Origin of the sequence: Veillonella intestinalis (assembly GCF_943192895.1) — a bacterium.
GTDB lineage: Bacteria > Bacillota > Negativicutes > Veillonellales > Veillonellaceae > Veillonella_A > Veillonella_A intestinalis.
The window spans coordinates 147,311-168,684 of record NZ_CALPCB010000005.1 but is presented as its reverse complement, the minus strand read 5'-3'; the positions used below and the strand labels follow the sequence as shown (position 1 = coordinate 168,684).

16 protein-coding genes and 1 tRNA gene are annotated in these 21,374 nt (G+C 35.2%); 9 read left to right on the top strand and 8 right to left on the bottom strand.

The window, feature by feature from the left end:
• Nucleotides 1-226: 226 nt before the first annotated feature.
• Complete coding sequence (locus NFR27_RS05520; RefSeq protein WP_251444299.1) at nt 227-898, bottom strand: Crp/Fnr family transcriptional regulator; 672 nt, start codon at nt 896-898, stop codon at nt 227-229.
• A 66-nt stretch (nt 899-964) separates the two neighbouring features.
• On the opposite strand from NFR27_RS05520, the gene NFR27_RS05515 reads away from it, so the two are divergent.
• Complete coding sequence (locus tag NFR27_RS05515) at nt 965-1,621, top strand: flavodoxin family protein (RefSeq protein ID WP_251444301.1); 657 nt, start codon at nt 965-967, stop codon at nt 1,619-1,621.
• Between the two features lie 124 nt (nt 1,622-1,745).
• On the opposite strand, the gene NFR27_RS05510 is transcribed toward NFR27_RS05515, so the two are convergent.
• Nucleotides 1,746-2,621, bottom strand: coding sequence for a DUF3298 and DUF4163 domain-containing protein (locus NFR27_RS05510; protein WP_251444303.1), 876 nt, complete (start codon nt 2,619-2,621; stop codon nt 1,746-1,748).
• 231 nt (nt 2,622-2,852) lie between these two features.
• Here NFR27_RS05510 and NFR27_RS05505 point away from each other — a divergent pair, with 231 nt between their 5' ends.
• The 7 genes from NFR27_RS05505 to NFR27_RS05475 all read left to right on the top strand — a co-directional run bounded on the left by NFR27_RS05505 (nt 2,853) and on the right by NFR27_RS05475 (nt 11,710).
• Nucleotides 2,853-4,949 carry an OPT family oligopeptide transporter gene (locus NFR27_RS05505; RefSeq protein WP_251444305.1) on the top strand — a complete coding sequence of 699 codons (2,097 nt, stop codon included), beginning with the start codon at nt 2,853-2,855 and terminating at the stop codon, nt 4,947-4,949.
• 231 nt (nt 4,950-5,180) lie between these two features.
• Nucleotides 5,181-6,482 (top strand): ABC transporter substrate-binding protein, encoded by a 1,302-nt coding sequence (locus NFR27_RS05500; protein WP_251444307.1) that lies wholly within the window; start codon nt 5,181-5,183, stop codon nt 6,480-6,482.
• A gap of 151 nt (nt 6,483-6,633) precedes the next feature.
• Nucleotides 6,634-7,512: a carbohydrate ABC transporter permease gene (locus NFR27_RS05495; RefSeq protein WP_295238219.1), complete on the top strand. Its 879-nt coding sequence runs from the start codon at nt 6,634-6,636 to the stop codon at nt 7,510-7,512.
• The gene (locus NFR27_RS05490) at nt 7,502-8,329 is read left to right on the top strand and encodes a carbohydrate ABC transporter permease (protein WP_251441678.1); all 828 of its coding nucleotides are present in this window, start codon (nt 7,502-7,504) and stop codon (nt 8,327-8,329) included. Before NFR27_RS05495 ends, NFR27_RS05490 begins: the two co-directional genes overlap by 11 nt.
• Nucleotides 8,329-9,402, top strand: coding sequence for an ABC transporter ATP-binding protein (locus tag NFR27_RS05485; RefSeq protein ID WP_251441681.1), 1,074 nt, complete (start codon nt 8,329-8,331; stop codon nt 9,400-9,402). The genes NFR27_RS05490 and NFR27_RS05485 overlap by 1 nt, the downstream gene beginning before the upstream one ends.
• Nucleotides 9,403-9,449: 47 nt before the next feature.
• Nucleotides 9,450-10,217, top strand: a complete 768-nt coding sequence (locus NFR27_RS05480) for a sugar phosphate isomerase/epimerase family protein (protein WP_251441682.1) — start codon at nt 9,450-9,452, stop codon at nt 10,215-10,217.
• Between the two features lie 290 nt (nt 10,218-10,507).
• The gene (locus tag NFR27_RS05475; RefSeq protein WP_251441683.1) at nt 10,508-11,710 is read left to right on the top strand and encodes a MalY/PatB family protein; all 1,203 of its coding nucleotides are present in this window, start codon (nt 10,508-10,510) and stop codon (nt 11,708-11,710) included.
• Between the two features lie 281 nt (nt 11,711-11,991).
• On the opposite strand, the gene NFR27_RS05470 is transcribed toward NFR27_RS05475, so the two are convergent.
• From NFR27_RS05470 to NFR27_RS05445, 6 genes are all read right to left on the bottom strand, one after another.
• A complete protein-coding gene (locus NFR27_RS05470) occupies nt 11,992-13,359 on the bottom strand; it encodes an NAD(P)-dependent oxidoreductase (protein ID WP_251454699.1) in 1,368 nt (455 codons plus the stop codon).
• A 280-nt stretch (nt 13,360-13,639) separates the two neighbouring features.
• Nucleotides 13,640-14,983 (bottom strand): SLC5/6 family protein, encoded by a 1,344-nt coding sequence (locus NFR27_RS05465; protein WP_251441687.1) that lies wholly within the window; start codon nt 14,981-14,983, stop codon nt 13,640-13,642.
• Between the two features lie 551 nt (nt 14,984-15,534).
• A tRNA-Arg gene (locus tag NFR27_RS05460) sits at nt 15,535-15,611 on the bottom strand.
• Nucleotides 15,612-15,928: 317 nt separating this feature from the next.
• Nucleotides 15,929-16,246, bottom strand: coding sequence for a hypothetical protein (locus NFR27_RS05455; RefSeq protein ID WP_251441688.1), 318 nt, complete (start codon nt 16,244-16,246; stop codon nt 15,929-15,931).
• A 144-nt stretch (nt 16,247-16,390) separates the two neighbouring features.
• Nucleotides 16,391-19,435: an efflux RND transporter permease subunit gene (locus tag NFR27_RS05450; protein WP_251441689.1), complete on the bottom strand. Its 3,045-nt coding sequence runs from the start codon at nt 19,433-19,435 to the stop codon at nt 16,391-16,393.
• The gene (locus NFR27_RS05445; protein WP_251441690.1) at nt 19,432-20,526 is read right to left on the bottom strand and encodes an efflux RND transporter periplasmic adaptor subunit; all 1,095 of its coding nucleotides are present in this window, start codon (nt 20,524-20,526) and stop codon (nt 19,432-19,434) included. The genes NFR27_RS05450 and NFR27_RS05445 overlap by 4 nt, the downstream gene beginning before the upstream one ends.
• A gap of 202 nt (nt 20,527-20,728) precedes the next feature.
• Between NFR27_RS05445 and NFR27_RS05440 the strand changes: the two genes are divergently transcribed.
• Complete coding sequence (locus tag NFR27_RS05440; RefSeq protein WP_251441692.1) at nt 20,729-21,328, top strand: helix-turn-helix domain-containing protein; 600 nt, start codon at nt 20,729-20,731, stop codon at nt 21,326-21,328.
• The last annotated feature ends 46 nt before the right edge of the window (nt 21,329-21,374 follow it).

The window sequence follows — 21,374 nt, the reverse complement described above, 5'->3', positions numbered from 1 at the left end:
TTTAAAGTTACATAAACATAAAACGTAAACATTCCATACAAATAAATAGCTAAAAGCCCTTACGGCACATATACTAACAATGTATAAGTATATTGCACCTAAGGGCTTTTTTAAGTTGTGTAACCTAGTTTACAGACAATAGTATGACATCTTGTTTATACTAAAATAAGCCATGACCTACCTGTATATTTCTTAATAAAATTTTTTCTAGTAAATAGCATTAGTGTTATAAGTCTAAATCCACAGTTTCAGCTGAACAATACGCCATCAACTTAACTTTGTCAAGCACATTAATCCGCATACGCTGCACTTGAATAATGCCTTCTTCTTTAAGTCGGCCTAAGTAACGATTAATATGTACACGACTCATACCTAAGATTTGACCCAATCGTTCCTGACTAATAATTAATTCTGTTTTATCACGACAAAGTAATAAGTAAATAATATTACATAATTTACTAAAACCATCATTAAATTCTTGATGTCCTGTATCATAAAGTAATAGATTAGCGAAGCGCGTATACCAGCGAATAACAGCTAAACTAACGTCCGGATGAACCATTAATAACTGCTGAAAATCTGTTCGTTTTACTGCCATAGTATGCGTATCCGCTAGTATTTGTGCTTCTAACGCATGTTCAAGACGTACAGGACCTTCATAAAAAACAGGAAATAAAGTATCTCTACCATGAAAAGATATAATCTTTTCACGGCCTGTAGAATGCGTGATAGCAAACTGTAAAACACCAGACTGAATATAATGTAAATATTCTAAAGAATCTCCAGGTTGCCAGAGGTAATCACCTTCTTTAAAATCAAATATTTTAACAGGTAACTCCTCAAGTAATGGACGAATCGACAAAAAATCTTCTGAGAAAAAATACATTGGATATGTCATAGCTATCCCCTTTTTTATACGACTATAAAAAGAAAGTTCTAATTTAATGTGTAAAGGAGTTTTATTATGAAAGTTATCGCTATTAATGGTAGCCCTCGACCTAACAAAAATACAGTGCAATTGCTTAATAAAGCCTTAGCTGGTGCTCAAGCAGCTGGCGCTGAAACAGAATTAATCTCACTCTATCCCTTACAGTATCGTGGCTGTTTCAGCTGTTTTTATTGTAAACGCAAAGATAAAGAGCATGGTACCTGTATTATTAAAGACGATTTAACACCTATTATTGAACAATTAAAAGAAGCCGATGCTATCATTTGGGGCTCGCCTATCTACTTTTCAAATATAACGGCAGCCTTACAAGCACTCTTTGAACGCTTCCTCTTTTCAAATTATATTTATAGCGCTGATGTACCATCTGTTCTTGGCAAAACAATTCCTTCTGCTTTTATTTATACCATGAACATGACCGAAGAGCAAAGCTATCAATACCATTTACGAGATAGCTTATTACCTATTGAAGCTGGTGTACATCGTATTTTAGGGGTAGAACCTATTAAACATTATGTCTATAATACCGTACAATTCGATGATTACAGTAAATTTGAATCATCAATTTTCTCTGAAAGCGATAAAAAAGCATATCAAGCCGCACACTTTGAACACGATTTAACTAGAGCCTATCAAATCGGACAGCAGCTAGTTATTAGTGCTAACGAGTTATAGTAATCAAAAAGGATGTCACAACTATCAACAGATAGTCATGACATCCTTTTATTATGAATTACCTTTTAATCAGCAGGTAGGCACTTAAACCAATTAACACTAGCTATCACTTAGCCTAACTTACTTAGCGTTTACTTTTACCGACTGGTACATAAATCGTACCTGCTGCCATAGAACCAACTGTTCCTTGTTGGAAGATAATATATAACTCATGGTCTTCGGTAGCATAGAAATCAGTCGGTACTTTATCAATTGGCAAGTTATCAGGGAAAAATTGTTCTTTTAACTCTTCATCCTCATTGATAGCTTTATTTAATACATCTTTAGAAACGCCACCAAAATCACCTAAAGATAGTAATTTACCACTGGTACTATTGAAGGTAAATGCTTTTACTGTATTCAAACCATTGGCTGCATGATCGCCAATCGTATAAGATTTAATTAGCACACTGAAGATACCTTTATCATTAGCTTCTACATCATAGCTAATATAAAGATTTTCTTTCATGTCTGCTTTTAAATTAGCTTTTTCTAAATTCTTTTGTAACGTTTGTACATATTTAGTAATTCGATCATTGATAGCCTTCGTCACGACTGGGCTAACAGATGTAACCGTAGGATACGTAATATGTAAACGATCACCAGTCACAGCTACTGGAGAAACAGATACCGCCAAACGTTGGTAATACGCATTCGCTTCTGGCACTTCTACTAAATCTGCTTCGCGCGCTAATTTATCCGATTCTTCCCATACCGTTTTATTGGTAGCTGGGGAAATATCCTGAGAAATACGTTTCGTCATAATGCCCGTAGTATTATTATGAGCTTCTGTTGGTGTTGCTACGGCTACTACATCACCACTTTCATCTACTACAGCAGCTGCAGGTTCTGCATTAACCTTTACTACTGCCACATCGGCAGCTTGTGCCACACCAAAACCACCAAAAGCAACTGTCCCCACTAGGGCAGCTAATATATATGATTTCAATACATGTTTCATTACAAAACCCTCCTTAAACAATGTACTTCTTACATTTCACGCCCATATATTCATGCTATATATGCGTTAAACATATAACAAGTATAACAGATTGTAGTGAAAAATTCATGATGAATTATATGTATACAATATAGTTAGCGACAAATCATTGTATTTTGTCCGCATATCTTATACAATTGTCTAGTAAGGATATTATTTATTTATTATTTTATGCAAGTAAGGAGGATTAGTATGAAGCATGATTTTATGAGTCATGACTTACATCTGCCGGAATTAACGTTTCGCGGTATGCTCTTAGGTGTACTTATAACTATTATCTTTACCGCGTCAAACGTTTATTTAGGGCTTAAAGTTGGTTTAACCTTCTCAAGTTCAATTCCTGCAGCCGTTATCTCTATGGCTATCCTACGTTTTTTCAAAGACTCTAACGTCCTTGAAAACAACATGGTGCAAACCCAAGCATCAGCTGCTGGTACCTTATCAGCTGTTATTTTCGTATTGCCAGGTCTATTGATGCTAGGCTATTGGCAAGGCTTCCCTTATGGAGAAACATTGTTGCTCTGTGCTTGTGGGGGCTCTTTAGGTGTGTTATTTACCATTCCACTTCGTCGAGCTATGGTTGTAAACAGTGATTTACCGTATCCTGAAGGTCGCGCTGCTGCCGAGATTTTAAAAGTAGGTAGCCAAGCACATACTGATGAATCAGGCACTAGCAAATCCGCTAGTGGCATGAAAGAAATCGTAAGTGGCGGTATTTTTGCTGGTATTATTAGTCTTTGTACTAACGGTTTCCATTACCTCGCTGGTGAAATGAGTTTCTGGTTTGGCGTAGGCCGTGGGGTAACTCAATTCCCACTCGGGTTCTCTACCGCTCTTTTAGGAGCTGGTTTCCTCATTGGTATTGCCAGCGGTATCGCTATTCTTGTAGGTATGATTATCGCCTGGGGTGGTTTCGTACCATACTTAACAAATGTACTACCTATGGGCGATGCTAAATCAGTAGAATCCTTTGCTATGGCCGTTTGGAAAGAAAAAGTTCGTTTCATCGGCGCTGGTTGTATCGGTATTGCTGCTATTTGGACTTTAATTACCCTAACAAAACCAATCGTTGAAGGCATGCGTATCTCTATTAAAAACATGAAAATGTCCAGCGAAGAACGCGATACACATCGTATGGATACAGATATGAAACCATCTACCATTGGCCTTGTATTCTTAGTTATCTTAGTTGGTCTCGTAATTTGTTTCTATTCCTTTGTAAGCGCAGTTGATATTAATCCTGCACTTATGTGGACACTTGTAGTTTGTGGCATCGTAATCGCCCTCTGCATCGGTTTCTTCGTTGCCGCTGCTTGTGGTTACATGGCAGGCCTAATTGGTACTTCTGCCAGCCCAATCTCTGGTATCGGTATTTTAGGGATTATCATATCCTCCCTCGTAGTATTTGCCATTGCCTCTGCCAATGACTTATTTGCTACAGAAGCCGGTGTAAAATTTGCTACCGCTATGGCACTATTTATGACTAGCGTAGTAGTATGTATCGCTGCTATTTCTAATGATAACCTACAAGACCTTAAAACTGGTCAACTTGTAGGTGCTACGCCTTGGAAACAGCAGGTTGCTTTATTAATTGGTTCTGTAGCTGGTGCTGTAGCTATCGCACCTGTACTTAACTTATTATATGAAGCTTATGGTTTTACAGGCGCTTTACCTCGTCCTGAAATGGACCCATCAGCTGCTTTATCAGCACCACAAGCTACCTTAATGACAACCATTGCACAAGGTATCTTCAGTTCCAATCTTGATTGGGACTATATCCTTATTGGTGTTGGTATTGGTATCATCGGGATTATCATTAACTTAATTCTAAAAAGCACAACTGCTACTTTATCCTTGCCACCATTAGCGATTGGCATGGGTATTTACTTACCACCAAGCCTTGAAATGCCACTTGTTATTGGTTCTTTCATGAGCTATTTCGTAGGTAAATATTTAGTAAAACGTGCAAAAGAACGCAGCGGTGAATTAGCCGATGCAGATGTTGAACAATGTAATCGCCGTGGCGTATTATTTGCCTCTGGCATGATTGTTGGCGAAAGTTTAATTGGTGTATTAATTGCGGTAATCATCGTTATTTCCGTAACCTCTGGTGGTGGCGAAGATCCACTTGGCATGGTAGGCAAAGACTTTGCTAGCACTGCTGAATGGCTTGGCTTAGCGGTATTCCTCATTACAATTGCTTACTTTGTAAATCTTGTATTATCTACAAAGTTCAATCGTGAAGAAGCCCTTGAAATCCAACGCATCAATGAAGAAGAACATAAATAATATCTTACAAAACACAAAAGCGACTCCTATATAGGAGTCGCTTTTTTTATACATTCTATTATTTAAATTTACCAATTAAAATCAACCAAACACAACACTTGATAAAAATTTAATAAAATTTTACAACTACTAGCTTTTCTATTTACAATTATATGTTTAAATGGAAAACAAAGAGTGCACTAATTTTTATTTTTATCGTTATAACACCTCACAAGAGGTAGGAGGCAAATCATGAAATACAAGGCTCTATTAACAGGTCTTCTTTGCATGACATCAGCATTAATGTTTGCTGGTTGTGGTGGTTCCACATCAAATACATCAACAACCAACGACAAAGTAGTAGAAATAGAGTATTGGCATGTAGCATCAGATAGTTTTGGTGGACAAACTGTTCGAGAATTAGTAGATGACTTTAATAAAACCCATCCTAATATTAAAGTAACTGAAAAATTCAATCCTGATATGTACAAAGGATTAACACAAAATTTACAAGCCTCTCTAGCATCTGGTCAAACACCAGATGTTGTGCAAATGGGGTGGAATTTTCTAAATTATGCTCATGAAAATTTTGAAAATGAAGATATTAACAAAATATTTGCTAAAGCAGGCGATTCTAATTTTATTAACGATACCTTTGAACCTAATATAGCCCGTTTAGCACAAACGGCCGAAGGAACGCAAGTTGGTGTCCCTTACTCATTATCAGTGCCTGTATTATACTATAATCCAGACATATTTAAAGCGGCTGGCTTAGATCCAAATACACCACCAAAAACCTGGGAAGAAGTCCAACAATATGCACAGCAAATAAAAAATGCAACAGGAACACCTGCTTTCTTTATGCAAGAATATGCTGATACTTGGACAAATCAAGCTTTAGTAGAATCTAATGGTGGAACCATGCTTATACAAAAAGATGGCAAATGGCAAGCTGGTTTTGATACACCAGAAGCAGCCCAAGGCTATCAAGTCATTGCTGATATGATAAAAGCAGGCACTGGCTTACATGCAACCAATGAAGAAGGATTCCAAAGCTTTACATCAGGGAAGTTAGCAATGGTGGCTACCACTATTGGTAAACGAGCTAACTTTGAAAAATCATCCCAATTTAAAGTAATGACTACAACCTTTCCAGCTTTTGGATCTAAACCTGTAAAAGTACCAGCTGGCGGTAACTTCTTAATGATTCTTTCTAAAGATGAAGCTAAGCAAAAAGCAGCGGTAGAATTTATTAAATATTTAGAAAGTTCAGAAAATCTAACAAAATGGGATACTGGAACGGGTTATTTACCACCACGCAAAAACATGGATAAAGAAGGGCCTTACAAAAAGCTTATCGATGAAAACGACAACATTAAAAAAGCGATGGCTATGCTCCCTAATGTAACGCCATGGGTTAGTTTCCCTGGGCAAAATGGACTTCAGGCAGAACAAGTTTTAATCGACGCCCGCGATGTAATTCTCAATGGTAGTCAATCTGCTACAGAAGCATTACATCAAGCAGCCTTAAAAATTAATGAGTTAATTAAATAAATACCATAAATATTAATTAGTTAACTAATCTTTTATATTAAACATAGAGGAATACCTACTAAGGATTCCATCTCAAAATAGAATCAATAGGATAAAACTATTGATTCTATTTTCATTATTAAATATAGCCTACGAATAAAGAGGTACTTGTATGAATAAACTCTCTAAAACTGGTTATTTACTATTTTTACCAGCCACACTCTGTTTTCTAATCTTTTATTACTGGCCATTACTTGTCAATGTTGGTATGAGTTTCTTTTCTTGGAATATGGTGAGTTCTAAAATTAAATTTGTTGGATTAGATAATTATATAGATGTATTACAAAATGGAGAATTCTATTCTATTATCGTAAATACAATCCTATTTGTTGTCTTCTTACTACTATTTAATTTTATATTACCCTATATATACTCCTATATTTTAGCTTATATATTAAAATATGGAAAAAATTTGTATAGAATATGCTTCTTTATTCCCTCTCTTTTTAGTTTATCAGTAGCCAGTATATTATTTCTGTGGATTTATAATCCGCTAGCAGGCCCTATTTTTACAATTCTACAAATGATCGGCCTAGACTCACCAAGATGGTTAAAAGAACCTGTATTAGTCATTTTTTCTATTAGCCTTATTATTGCGTGGAAAGTATTTGGATATAATTTTATACTCATGCTAGCAGCTATGATGTCTGTATCCAAAGAAATGATAGAAGCAGCTCGTCTAGAAGGGGCCTCTGATTGGATGATACTACGCAAAATTGTCATTCCACAAACATCGTCAGCTGCTATTTATGTTTTTGTTATTACTGTTGTTTTTGGCTTACAGTATGTAATGATTCCTGTCAATATTCTTACACAAGGTGGACCTAACCAAGGAAGTGCTAATTTAGTTTATGTAATTTATCAATATGCTTTCGTTTTCTATCAAGTAGGAAAATCTGCCGCCTATGCTGTTATTACTATGATGCTCTTTATACTTTTTGCTTGGTGGCGTAATAAAGTATTAGACAAGAAGGTTTACTATGAAAATTAATATAAAAAAAGAATTACTAGGCCATATATTTCTACTCATATCATTAATTCTTTGCTTATGGCCTATTATTTTCTTACTTTCAGCTTCGTTAAAAGACTTAAATCAAATTTTCCAATACCCCCTTAATCCGTTACCAACAAACCCAACGCTAGATAACTATACAACTATATTAAATCGTTTCCCCATCTTTCAATTTACTGGCAATACATTTTTTATTGCTATTACAGTAACCATATTCAAAATCATTACAAGCTTACTAGCTGGTTTTGGTTTTGTATATTATCGCTTTAAAGGTAGAGAATTGTTATTTAACTCCATGGTTTTAACCTTTTTTATTCCCATGTCTGTATTAATTATGCCTAACTATCTTCTCATTTCTTCCATTGGTTTATTAGACACTGCCTTTGGCGTAATATTAGTAGAAATGGTCGATGGGATGGGAATATTTCTTATGCGTCAAACTATGCGCAGTATTCCTAAAAGCATATTTGAATCAGCTATTCTTGAAGGTGCCTCACCACTTTATATACTCTGGCATATCATAATACCACTTGTACGCCCCTCTATTATTTCTATTAGCATAATGTTTTTTATTAATGCTTGGAATGAATATTTTTGGCCACTACTTATTTTAAAAAGTAAATCTGAATATACATTAGCCTTAGCATTACCAATGTTTATCAGTGCAGAAGGCGGTAGTGAGTGGGGACTTGCTATGGCCTTAGCTGTTTTAACTAGCATTTTACCCTTTATTTTATTCATAATTTGCCAGAAATACATACTTAATACATTTATACAAGCAGGAGTAAAAGGATAATGCACAATATTGTATTTAATGCAGTTACAAAATCATATCATGGAAAAGAAATAATTAAACAATTAAACTTTGAAATCAAAGAAGGCGAGCGCGTAGTCTTATTAGGACCTTCCGGTTCAGGCAAAAGCACAACATTACGTATGATCGCTGGTCTAGAAGACATCACATCAGGTCAACTTTTTATGGGCGATACCTGTGTCAATGATGTACCGCCTGGAAAACGGAATATTGCGATGGTATTTCAAAACTATGCCTTGTTTCCCCACTTTAACGTTTGGGATAATATTGTCTTTGGCCTAAAATTACAAAACTTACCGGCCTCTGAAATTGAAGTTCGTACCAAAGCTGCTATTAATATGTTAAATCTCAACGGCTATGAACATCGACTTATTCAATCTTTATCTGGCGGACAAAAACAACGAGTTGCTTTATGTCGAGCTATTGTAAAGCAATCGCCTTATTTCTTACTCGATGAGCCACTTGCTAATTTAGATGCACAATTACGCCAACATGCTCGCCAAGAATTAATAAAAATTCATGAAAACTGTAACTCTACTATGATTTATGTCACTCATGATCAAGTAGAAGCTATGACCATTGGTCAACGAATTGCTATTCTTCACGAAGGGGTTTTACAACAATTTGGTAATCCTCAAGAAGTATATAATCAACCAGCTAACACCTTTGTAGCCTCTTTTATTGGTACTCCAGCTATGAATTTATGGACACTACCTATCAATAATGGCCAAATTCAGCTAGGTTCATCAACACTGAATATTCCTGAATCTATAAAAAAACTAATAACTACTGATAATGTAATTTTAGGTATTCGTCCTGAAAAAATAAAAGTTACAACAACTGACAAAGCTTTACTTTATGGAGAATGCCAGTATATAGAAAATATTGGACATATCCAAAACTGTCTTTTTAAATTTTCTAATTCTTTAACAGGCTTTATCCAAATACCAAGTAAAGATACTCAAATACAATTAGGCGAACGACTCGGTATAAGTTTTAATATTAATGATGCTTGTTTTTTTGATCCAGAAAGCCAACAAAATCTTCAATCGTAACTAACCTATTAATCAATATATTTTTTACTTACTGTGAAGGAGCCCCTATGAGCACACTTGAAATTAGTGATCTTCTATTTCCAGCCTTTAATAAAGGTCAATTAAAAACATTGCCTCTATCTTATGGCCTTGAATTTTTTAATGAATTTGGTACTCAAGATTATTGGAGTCAATTACTTCCTCAATTTAGCATAAACAAAAGAGATATTTCCTTACATGGTCCTTGTGTAACAGTCAATTTAGCAGATCCTGAGGATACGCAATATTTAAAGCAATTAAAAGATACGCTTCTCTTCGGAAAAGAAATAAATGCTAAATTTGTTGTTATTCATACAAATGAGCGTTGGCAAGGAGATAGATTAGACTGTCAAAAACTAGTTATTCAACGTTTACAAGAAATTGCTACTTTTAACCACTCAATCAATGGACCTATTATGGCTGTGGAAAATGTAGGTTTACATGAAAATAATTTATTTAATGAAGAAGAATACTTAAATTTATTTAATACCATTCCTCATATCCAATCAATCATTGATGTAGGCCATGCCCATGTAAATAATTGGGATTTATCAAACGTAATAAAAACCTTAAATTCTCAAATTATAGCCTTTCATTTACACGATAATGACGGAAATTACGATCAACATTATCCAATTAATGCAGGTACTATTAATTGGCCAGACTTATTTAAAACAATAAATACATATTCACCTAAGGCAATTAAAGTGTTAGAATATGCTAATGGAAGCTTTACAGATAGCACTAAACTACTAGAGCATATAGAAAGTATCCAAGAATTATTAACATTAAAATAATAAAAAGCATCTAATTCCTATTAATGATTTTTAAATAAATCATAATAAACGGAGTTAGATGCTTTTTTATTAGTTTAACACATTTCACTAGTAATTTTCACATTATATCTGTATTATTATATCACCTCCTTTATTCTTTTAACATCCATTTGCTATAATGAACGTAGTTCTTATTATATATTTCAACATATTATATAATCTATAAACCACTATACGATAATTATTATAGTAATAAACTGGTTTCGATTATAAAGTATATGTATTTACTCATACTTCAAGGAGGTGCCTATATGTCACAAACTATGACTGCTGCTGAATTTTTACAGCACTACGCTCTCGATCGCCGTAATACTAATAGTGTAAAATGGGATGCGTTAGAACAGCGTTTTAATACAACCGATGTTATTCCTCTCTGGGTAGCTGATATGGACTTTAAAGTACCAGAAACTGTTATGACTGCCTTAGAAGATAGAATTAAACAAGGTGCTTTTGGCTACTCGTTAATTAGCCCTACCTATCATCAGACCTTTATAGATTGGCTAACTCGTCACCATGGTTACAGTCCTAAAAAAGGCTGGCTCCGCTTCACGAATGGCACAATTACAACTCTTTTTTGGATTCTTCACGCCTTCACTAAACCACAAGACTCTGTTATGATGCTAAGTCCAGTTTATTTTCCTTTCTTTAGCACACCTCAAGATACGGATCGAACCCCTATTTGTAGTGAATTACAACGGGATAATACAGGTCGTTATTATATTGATTTTAACGATGTAGAGAAAAAAATTAAAGAGCATCAGGTAAAAGTCTTTATTCTATGTAATCCCCATAATCCTGTTAGTCGTCTTTGGTCCGAAGAAGAATTAACTCGTTTATTCACCCTTTGTGAGCAATATAAGGTACTTATAATCAGTGATGAAATACATCAAGATTTTAATTTTGGTACTTTTATTCCTGCCCTAAAAGTAGCTGATGGTCGTTTTAAAGACTCTATTATTACCATTACTAGTGCTTCTAAAACCTTTAATTTAGCTTCACTACCAGTAGCTCATGTTATTATCCCTAACAAAGAACATCGCCAACGGTTTGATAATTTTGTGAAAACTATTGATCACACACAATTATCCGTACTTAATTTAATTGCAACGGAAGCAGCTTATCAGACTGGTGATGTATGGCTTACTGGCCTATTGGCTACCATTCAAAGTAATTATGAATTGCTCAAAAAAGAACTCCTAGCAAAAGCCCCTAATATAGGCTTTACACCGCTAGAAGCAACATATTTAGCTTGGCTTGATTTCAATGCTTATATTAAACCTGAAGAACTGGATGATTTTCTTATTAAAGAATGTCGTGTAGGCGTTAACACAAGTGCTAATTTTGCCCCTGCTACACCAGGTTTTGGCCGTTTTAACTTAGCCGCTCATCCTGACACAATAAAAGAGGCCGCTAACCGAATTATTCAAGGCTTAGCACAACGAAAGCTTATATAATCACTATATCTAGTCAATGAATATTAGCCTTATAAGGCAAGTTTTATAGCCCTATAAAGTTTAAAAACTTATAAACCTTATAAAATTTACCCAATCATAAAAGGACTGTAACCTAAATGACGGATAAAATCCTCATTTCATTACAGTCCTCTTTTTATTTATATACTTGTCTTTCTATCATTTTGCTATACGTATTTAATACGAAATTTTTTTATTCTATTCTTTATTTTCTTATTATTCGTATTTCTTACTTTTTATGTGTACCAATATAGCAACGATACTTACATATCCCCTAAGAAACGTTTAGCTTCACAGTAGTTAACCATACCTTCTACGACTTTTTTAGCAGCCCGCATTGCCAATACTACAGTAGCTGGCTTATGTACTACATCCCCACCAGCAAATACACCTTTACGGCTTGTCATACCATATGGCATTTCACGAGTCACTACATAACCATCTTTATTAACTTCAATACCATTGCCAGGGCCTACTAAACGAGCATTTGGCTTATGACCAATAGCAATAATAATCTTATCAGCTGGAATTGTTTCATAATGACCAGTCGGAGTAACTGAACCATCTTCTTGTGGTTCTTGGATTTCACAACGAAGCCCTTCTACAACGACTTCTCCTTCAACACTAGCTGGGGAGGCATAAAATTTAAAAGCTACTCCTTCTTCTTTGGCTTCTTTATATTCTAATGGATTAGCACTCATATTTTCTTCGCCACGACGGTATGCTACAGTCACAGAAGCACCTAAACGAACGCAAGTACGAGCCGCATCCATAGCCACATTACCGGCACCAATTACGACTACTCGATCACCACTATTTACTGGAATCGCATCATCACCAACACGACCATTTTGATGTAATTGTACGGCTGTTAACAAAGCCATTGCTTGTAAAACGCCTGACTTTTCATCACCGCGCATAGGCAATTCCATCGGTACGTGAGTCCCTGTAGCAATAAAAATCGCATCATAACCATCTTCAAATAAAGAGTCAATGGTTTTCTCAGGACCAATAATAGTATTACATTCAAAAGTAACACCTAATGCTTTTAAACGATTAATTTCACGGTGTACTACTTCTTTACTTAAACGGAAGGCCGGAATCCCATAAAGTAAAATTCCTCCTGGTTCGTCTTGCTTTTCAAAAATAGTCACTTCATAGCCTAATTTAGCCATATCACTAGCTACAGTTAAGCCTGCCGGACCAGAACCAATAATACCAATTTTACCTTGATCCTTAATGATTGGTTTCATACGACGAAGGCCATGCAAACTTTCAAAATCAGCAGCAAAACGTTCTAATTTACCAATGTTAATCGGCTTATTGGCACGATTTAAAATACAATGCCCTTCACACTGTTTTTCACGAGGACAAACACGACCACAAACAGCTGGTAAATTACTGCGTTCCCCAATAATATCATTCGCTTCCCCAAAGTTACCGCGAGCAATAGCCTGAATAAACCGAGGAATTTCATTTTCAATAGGACAACCTGTACGGCACAAAGGCTTCGCACAATTTAAGCAGCGTTTTGCCTCAGCCAAGGCTTCCTCTAACGTATAATCTCTATCTTCTGTATAACCAGCTTTAGCAATTTGTTTTGCTTGTTCGCTTGCATCTAATCCAACCATGGATAAACCTCCTCTATCTCTTTTCATTGTTGATGATTTCATCAACTTTGCTATATATTACCTATTCCCTATAATAATAAAATTAATTCTAATATACCATAACCCCTAAAGCTAGTAAATAGGTATCCCCTCTCTTAGGACATTCCCTATAATAAAAAACCGCCATTTGATGAAGTTTCGTCAAATGGCGGCTTTAAAATTCGCTATATTCTTGTTATTTTGTAAGGATAGTATTCTAATTAGTATATTACATTAGCTACGCTAAACATAAACTTTATTATTAATGAATAAGACCGTAGAACATAGCTCCTACTGTGATTAAGCCAACAATAATAACAAAATAGTTGGAAACACTTTGGTATTTTTTCATTTTATCAACTTTACGTACAGCTACCATTGGCATAAGTAATAAAATGAACGCTACCGCTGGACCACTTAAAGTTTCAATAATGCCTAAAATACTTGGGTTTAAATAAGCAATTAAAGAACAAGTAATCATCATGAATAATAAGATAATACGGTCAATTGTTTTTTCATTGAAGGATTTCTTATTTACTTTACCTAAGTCGATGATAATATCACGTAACCCTTCATAAGCACCTACATAGTGACCTAAGAAGGATTTAGTAATTGCTACGAAAGCAATGATTGGTGCAAACCAAGCAATAAATGGTGTATTGAAATGATTTGCTAAGTAAGAAAGAATGGAAATATTCTGATCTTTAGCAGCTTGTAAATCAGCTGGAGATAAACTAAATACACAGCTGTATACGAAGAACATTACAACAGCAAACATCAATAATACAGCATATCGTTGAATATCACGAGTCTTTTTATCAACTTGATCATCACCATATACATGACGTTCTTTCATAACAAATGTAGAAATAATAGGGGAATGATTGAAAGAGAATACCAACACTGGGAAGGTCATCCACAAAGTCATTAACATGCCCATATTACCACCTGTTGGTTCATAAGAAAGAATAGCTGTATTCCATTGTGGGATTAAATAAATACCAATAAGCAATAAAGTGGCAATAAATGGATATACCAAATAACTCATAATACGAACAATAATATCTTGCCCCATGCGTACAATAGCTAATAAGCCTAAAATAACAGCAATGGTAATAACAGCACGATCAATACCTTCAATCCCAATCTGATGCGTTAATAAACTGTCGGTCGTATTAGTAATGGCTACGGAATATAATAACAAAATAGTATAAATACTAATAAAGTACACGACATTGAAAAAACGAGCTGCTACTGGGCCCCAGAATTCTTCTACTGCACCAATAATACCTTTATCTGGAGAAGAAGCGGCCATAACCATACGAGCTAACGCACGATGTGCATAGAAGGTAACAGGGAATGCAAATAAAGTAATTAAAATAAGAGGTAAAATACCACCAATCCCTGCATTAATTGGCAAGAATAGAACGCCTGCGCCAATAGCAGTACCAAACAAACCTAACATCCAAACTGTGTCTTGTTTGTTCCATTTACTTGCATCCAATGTTTGGGTGCTCACACCTGCTTGAGTGAGTGTTTCTTCTTGAACCGGAATATCACCTTGTACCGGTATGTCCTTGTGGACCATTGTTTGTTCATTCAACATAACCATTACTCCTTAAAATGTAACCTCATAAAAAACACGCATACCCTTTCCTAAATATAAGCCCCCAAAAATCCGTTCAGGAAAGACATTTCATATACGTATGATAGCATGGCATGATTAAAATGACAACTAATCATCATGATTGTATTGCATAGAGTGTACATTCACTGTGTTCAATTATCTATAGATTATTATTTTATATCAAATATAAGAAAATAATAGAATAAAATTAAATATTTACATATATTTATTATGTATTATACTATATTATTTTTATAAAATGATAATTTAATTTATTTTTCTCTTATTTTTAATAAAATAATAGACAGTATCCACTCACAAAAGATACTTTAAATTTAAACACTATGTTGAAAAAAATACTTTATTTTTTTGAAAAAAATAAACAAAAAGTTACTATTTTTTTACTAACAATTACCATCTATGCTTATTTAATATAGCATGCATAGTATTTGGGAATTATTTTCAAATAAAAAAGACTATAACAAAACGATCAGAAATAACCAAGGCTTTGTTATAGTCTTATACTCTTATGGTGCGCCTAGGCGGAATCGAACCACCGACACGCAGTTTAGGAAACTGCTGCTCTATCCTACTGAGCTATAGACGCATGTATAACATGACCTGCACTTTAGGAAGTTACAGTTCCTTCCCTATACTAAGTACGCATGTATGTATATATTATAAACGGAATGCTCACATATCGCAATATAAGTGGATAGAACCGTATTTATAGTAAAACTATACACAGAGTTATCCACTAATTTATTCACTTATCCACCGAATTCATTTACTTAATCACAAGCTATACACAACATATCCACAGAATTTTGTGTATATTCTGTGGATATGTTCGTATTTATGTATCAAGTTTTAACTTATACTCAGCAACACGTTATCTATATTAACGTATTCCTCTAGTATTTTTTATTCAGGAAAATACATAGAACCATCAATTTCAACAGGACGACTCCAATCAACTTGTACGTCCGTACGGCCCCACATAACAGTTAAAGCAAGTTTTAAATCAGCTAACGATGCTAACGGATCAACAGTGACTGTTTCATACGTATCTAGACCAATCGCTTTTTCTAAAGTCTGTGGTGTATGTAAATATGACCACACTTTTTGTTGCCATTCTTCATCAGGTAAAACAACTGTTACTTCCTGATTCACCTTGTTATATCCGATATATCCTTTTTCGTCCACCCCATAATGGATAGCATAGTATGCTATGTCACTCATTGTACATGCTCCTTTTCATTATTATTGGCACTTACTCTTACCTATTTAACCACATATACCCTATCTAGGCAATGCTATTCGATTAAATTTTATCGTATTAATCGTAAAATTACCAGTAAAAATTCACAAATATGAATAAATCGGTTATTTTGCTTCGGCCTTATAATATACGGCATACATAATTGGCAATACAATGAGAGTTAAAATCGTAGCCACTAATAAACCACCACTAAAGGCAATCGCCATAGGTGACCAGAACGCACTACGCATTAATGGTACCATACCTAAAATAGCGGCTAAGGCTGTCAGCATGATTGGTCTAAATCGTAAAATTGTAGAACTTACAATGGCTTCATAAGTAGTTTGCCCTTCCTTACGATGTAATTCTATTTGATCAATTAAAATGATAGAGTTCCGAATAATCATACCACTTAAGGAAATAACCCCTAATACGACCATAAAGCCCATTGGTGTATTTGTTAATATCATGGTCAATACAACACCTATTAAACCTAATGGAGCCGTCAACAGAGCCATTATCATAAGAGGAATCTTTTTCAATTGGAACATTAAAATTGTCATAATTAGACATAACATAATAGGCATTGGCCCTTTTAGATTGTCCATAGCAATATTACTACGTTCAGCCGAACCATCGACTTCAATCGTATAACCTGCTGGTAAATCAGCTCGAATATGTTCCAATTTTTTATTTAAATCATTGGCTAATGAATTCGCCATTACATTCGGTGGTACATTACCATGTACTGTGATGGTAGGTTCCATATTACGACGCCAAATAATACCATCTTCATTGCCCAACGAAATGGTAGCAATCTGACTCAATGGTACATAAGCACCTGAACCCGTTTGAATTGGAATATTTTGTAATACACTCATATTATGTTCTTCATTGCCACTAAGTTTAAATTTCATAGGAATGGTCTGATTACCTACATAGTATTGACCCACTGTAACCCCTGAAATTTTACCTTGCAAATCAGTGGCCACAGAATAACTGTCAACCCCCATCAAACGAGCTTTAGCAGGATCAATATGAACCTGTATAGTTGGTGTATTATCTGGCCAATCTTCTGAAATGTCGGTTATATCCGGATAGGTTTTAAATACCTCTTTGACTTCATTGGCTATTTCTTTTACTTTTGTTGTATCTGGACCCGCAACACGGAACATAATTGGATACTTAGAAGGTGGCCCTGTTTGTAAAAAGGTCATATTAACCAATGCCGATGGGAAGGTATCATTTAACTTGTCTCGTAATTCAGTATATAATTCATTTCTATCTTCCAATGAATTAGCTACAATTACATACTGCATAAAGTTATTTCGTTCTACTTCTGGATCTAATGTCAAAATAAATCGCGGCGCCCCTTCACCAATATGAGCTGAATAATGATCAATACGCTTATCCCCACTTAATAAAGAGTCTAATGTTTCTGCTTGCTCTTTTGTATATTGCAAGGAAGAACTTTGTGGGAACTGTACTGATACCATAATTTCAGGTCGTGTCGAAGCAGGGAAGAATTCAACTTTAATTAAAGGTACACTAATTAAAGAAATAACAAATAATACTACCGTTGTAATTAAAACGATTTTGCGATGTCCCATAGCCCAATGAAGAAACTTTTCAAATCGCGCTAAAAAGGACTTTTGTAAACGCATCGCCCTTGTTTCAGCATGGTCTTTTTTAATACGAATTAGACGACTGCCTAGTACAGGACTAACTAATACAGAGGCAAACCAAGATAGTAACAAGGCCATAGCGACTACAATAAACAAAGAATGGGTAAATTCGGCAACAGAACCTTCCGATAAGAAAATAGGAAGAAACCCTGCACAAGTAATTAAAGTACCACTAAGCATTGGAAACGCTGTGGACTTATACGCAAAGGTAGCTGCTGAATGGGTATCCAACCCTTCCTCCATTTTAAGGGTCATCATTTCAACAACGATAATAGCATCATCTACTAATAAACCTAAGGAAATGATTAAAGCACCTAAACTTACTTTATGTAAATCTAGTCCATCTGCATACATGCCCACAAAGGTACTAGCAACGACTACAGGAATGGTTAAAGCTACTACTAGGCCACTTCGCACACCTAAGGATATAAAGCTAACTACCAATACAATGGCAATAGCTTCAAAAAGAGAACGAGTAAATTCACTAATAGATTCATCTACTACTTGAGGTTGGTTCGATACTTGACTCACTTCTAAGCCAACCGGTAATTCTCCTTTATAAGAGGCTAATTTAGCTTGTAATGCTTCACCAAATTCAATATTATTGGCCCCTGGATCCATTGAAACAGCAATCCCAATGGCTGGTTTGCCATTAAAGTAGAATAAAGGACTTTCTGGTTCACCATAATCAAGACGGACCGTAGCCATATCGCCTAAGCGAAGTGTTTGTCCATTCACTTGTAATGGCATTTCACGCACTGAATCTACACTATCAAAAAGACCATTCACACGGAGATATACATTATTAGTATCTGTATCAATCATGCCAGCTGGTGCCATAGAACTTTGCTGTTTTAAAGCATTTAATATAGCTTCACTACTAATTTGATAAGATGCTAATTTATCCTTATTCATTTCTACATATAAAGTTTGTTGCTGTACCCCTTTTAAATCAATACGCTTAACATTGGGGACAGTCAGTAATACTCGTTTAATTTGTTCAGCATAGGAACGCTTTTCTTCATACGAATATTCTTCACCAGTTAATGCATAAATCGTACCATATACATCATCAAAGCGATCATTAATAATAGGCCCTTGTACACCTGATGGAAGTTTTGACCACTCATCATTTACCATATGACGAACTTCTGTCCAAGCAGCTCTAACATCATCTTCTGGTAATGTTTCTTTCAAGTTAACATAAATAACTGTTTTACTGCCATCGGTAAAACTTTTAGTATAATCAAGGCCTGGTAAATCACGAATTTTTTCTTCTAATTTATCCGTTACTTGCTCTGACATTTGCTGTGGGGAAGCACCTGGCCAAGTAGCTGCTACTACCATAGTGCGAATAGTAAAATTCGGATCTTCCATACGACCGATTTTCATAAAAGAAAAACTGCCAATAGCAAAGAGCATAGCAATAAAGAAATATATAATTGATTTATGCCGTAAGGCCCAATCAGCTAAGTTAAAATTCATATCCGTACCTTAGCCCCTTCTTCCAATTTATCAGTTCCTGCTGTTACAATACGATCACCAGACTGTAAACCAGAGACTACCTGTACACTATTGGCCCCCATATTACCTAATGTAACAGTTTTTAATTTAACAGTATTGTCTTTTGTCACTACATATACTTGCCCCTGACCATTTTGTTTTGGCTCTCTAGTGCCCACTAAAGCAGTTAAAGGAACTTCCATAGTAGGACCATTTACTTGATTAAACGCCACATTAGCAGTCATCCCCAGCTGTAATTGACTCGGTGGATTCGTTAAACTTACTTTTACTGTATAAGTACGAGCTGCCGCATCAGGAACTGGCGATATTTCACGAACAACGCCAGTAGTTACTACATTAGGCAACGCCCAAAACGTAACTTTAGCTTCTGAACCTGCACTTACGGAGGCCATCATTTGTTCTGGCAAGGCTATTACAGCTTCTGGTTCATCACCTACAGCTATCATTCCTACTGTTTGACCAGCCCCAACCACTTGCCCTATTTCAATAGAGCTAGCTGTAATAACACCATCTGCGGGTGCTATTAATTGGGTATAATTTTGTTGATTTTCACTAGCTTGTACATTAGCCTGTGCCTGTTCTAATTGAGCGGCTGCCACTTTATAGGAATTTTCCATCTGATCTAATTGCAATTGACTGACAGCTTCTTGCGCATATAAAATACGATATCGTTCTACATTAGTAGCTGCTAATTCATATTGCGATTGAGCGGCCGCCAACGCACCTTGTGCATTTTGTAATTGGCTACTCGTGTCACTCTGATTTAATACAGCTAATACTTGACCAGCACTAACTCTATCACCAACAGTAAAATTCTTTTGAATCACACGACCACCGATTTGAAAAGATAAGGCTGTTTCATATCGATTTTTAATAGTACCAGCTAAACTATTTTCACTACTTGAGGCATCTTTACCAACAACTGTAGTTTTAACTAAGGGAGCCTGTTCTTTAGACTCTGAATCACTGCCACAACCACTCATAATAAGTAACGATACAACTAACATAAGACTACCCAATTGTTTCATTACACCCTTTTGCCTCCACTGCATATAAACGCCTCCTACTATGTTAAACACGCCTTACAGGCCCTATTATAAACACAATTTCCATAGAGCTAATAAGTTACGCATACTTTACATATTTTTCACCACTAAAATATAAAATCTATATCTATTATTTTAGTTACATTTTACTTTTTATATGATATAATGTCAAATATATTACAGGTAATATATTTTAAGGAGACTGTACATGAATACTGATGAAACATTAAATAGCCATACTTCCTTGAGTACGGAAGACTTATATAAACAATTAGTTGAAACTGCTCGTTTATTTTCCATGTACAATACAGAATTGCGTAAACAATTCATCAATGAAGCCTTGCCTAAGTATATTCATACCGTATCCCCCCATATTGTTGAGCGATTGTTAAAGAAAAAATTTAATCACTCACAAATGCAAATTTTAAATTATGTAGCTAATAAACCTGATTTAGTAGCCACATACCAAGAAGTTGTCCAAGCTATGCCCTTCTCACAGGGATTAGTTTCTCGCTATGTAAAGTTTTTAGATACTAATGGCTTACTCATCCGATTTCATCAGCCTACTGATTTAAAGTCTGTATTATTAAAAATTACAGATGTTGGACAATCCGTCTCCTTAGTATGCGATGAAATTCATAAACTAGAAATTCAATATTATCATCAAATCTTAAATCAATTACCTTTATCAAAGGTTGAAAATACCTTAGAAGTCCTAGAAGCTCTCATGCATGGTGACAAGGTTATTTCAAATGACAGCTTGGCCAAAACAGGTAGCGTAATACCTGGTCAATATTATAAAAAATAAAAAAATAACCCTAATAGCTATTTTAATACAATAGCTATTAGGGTTT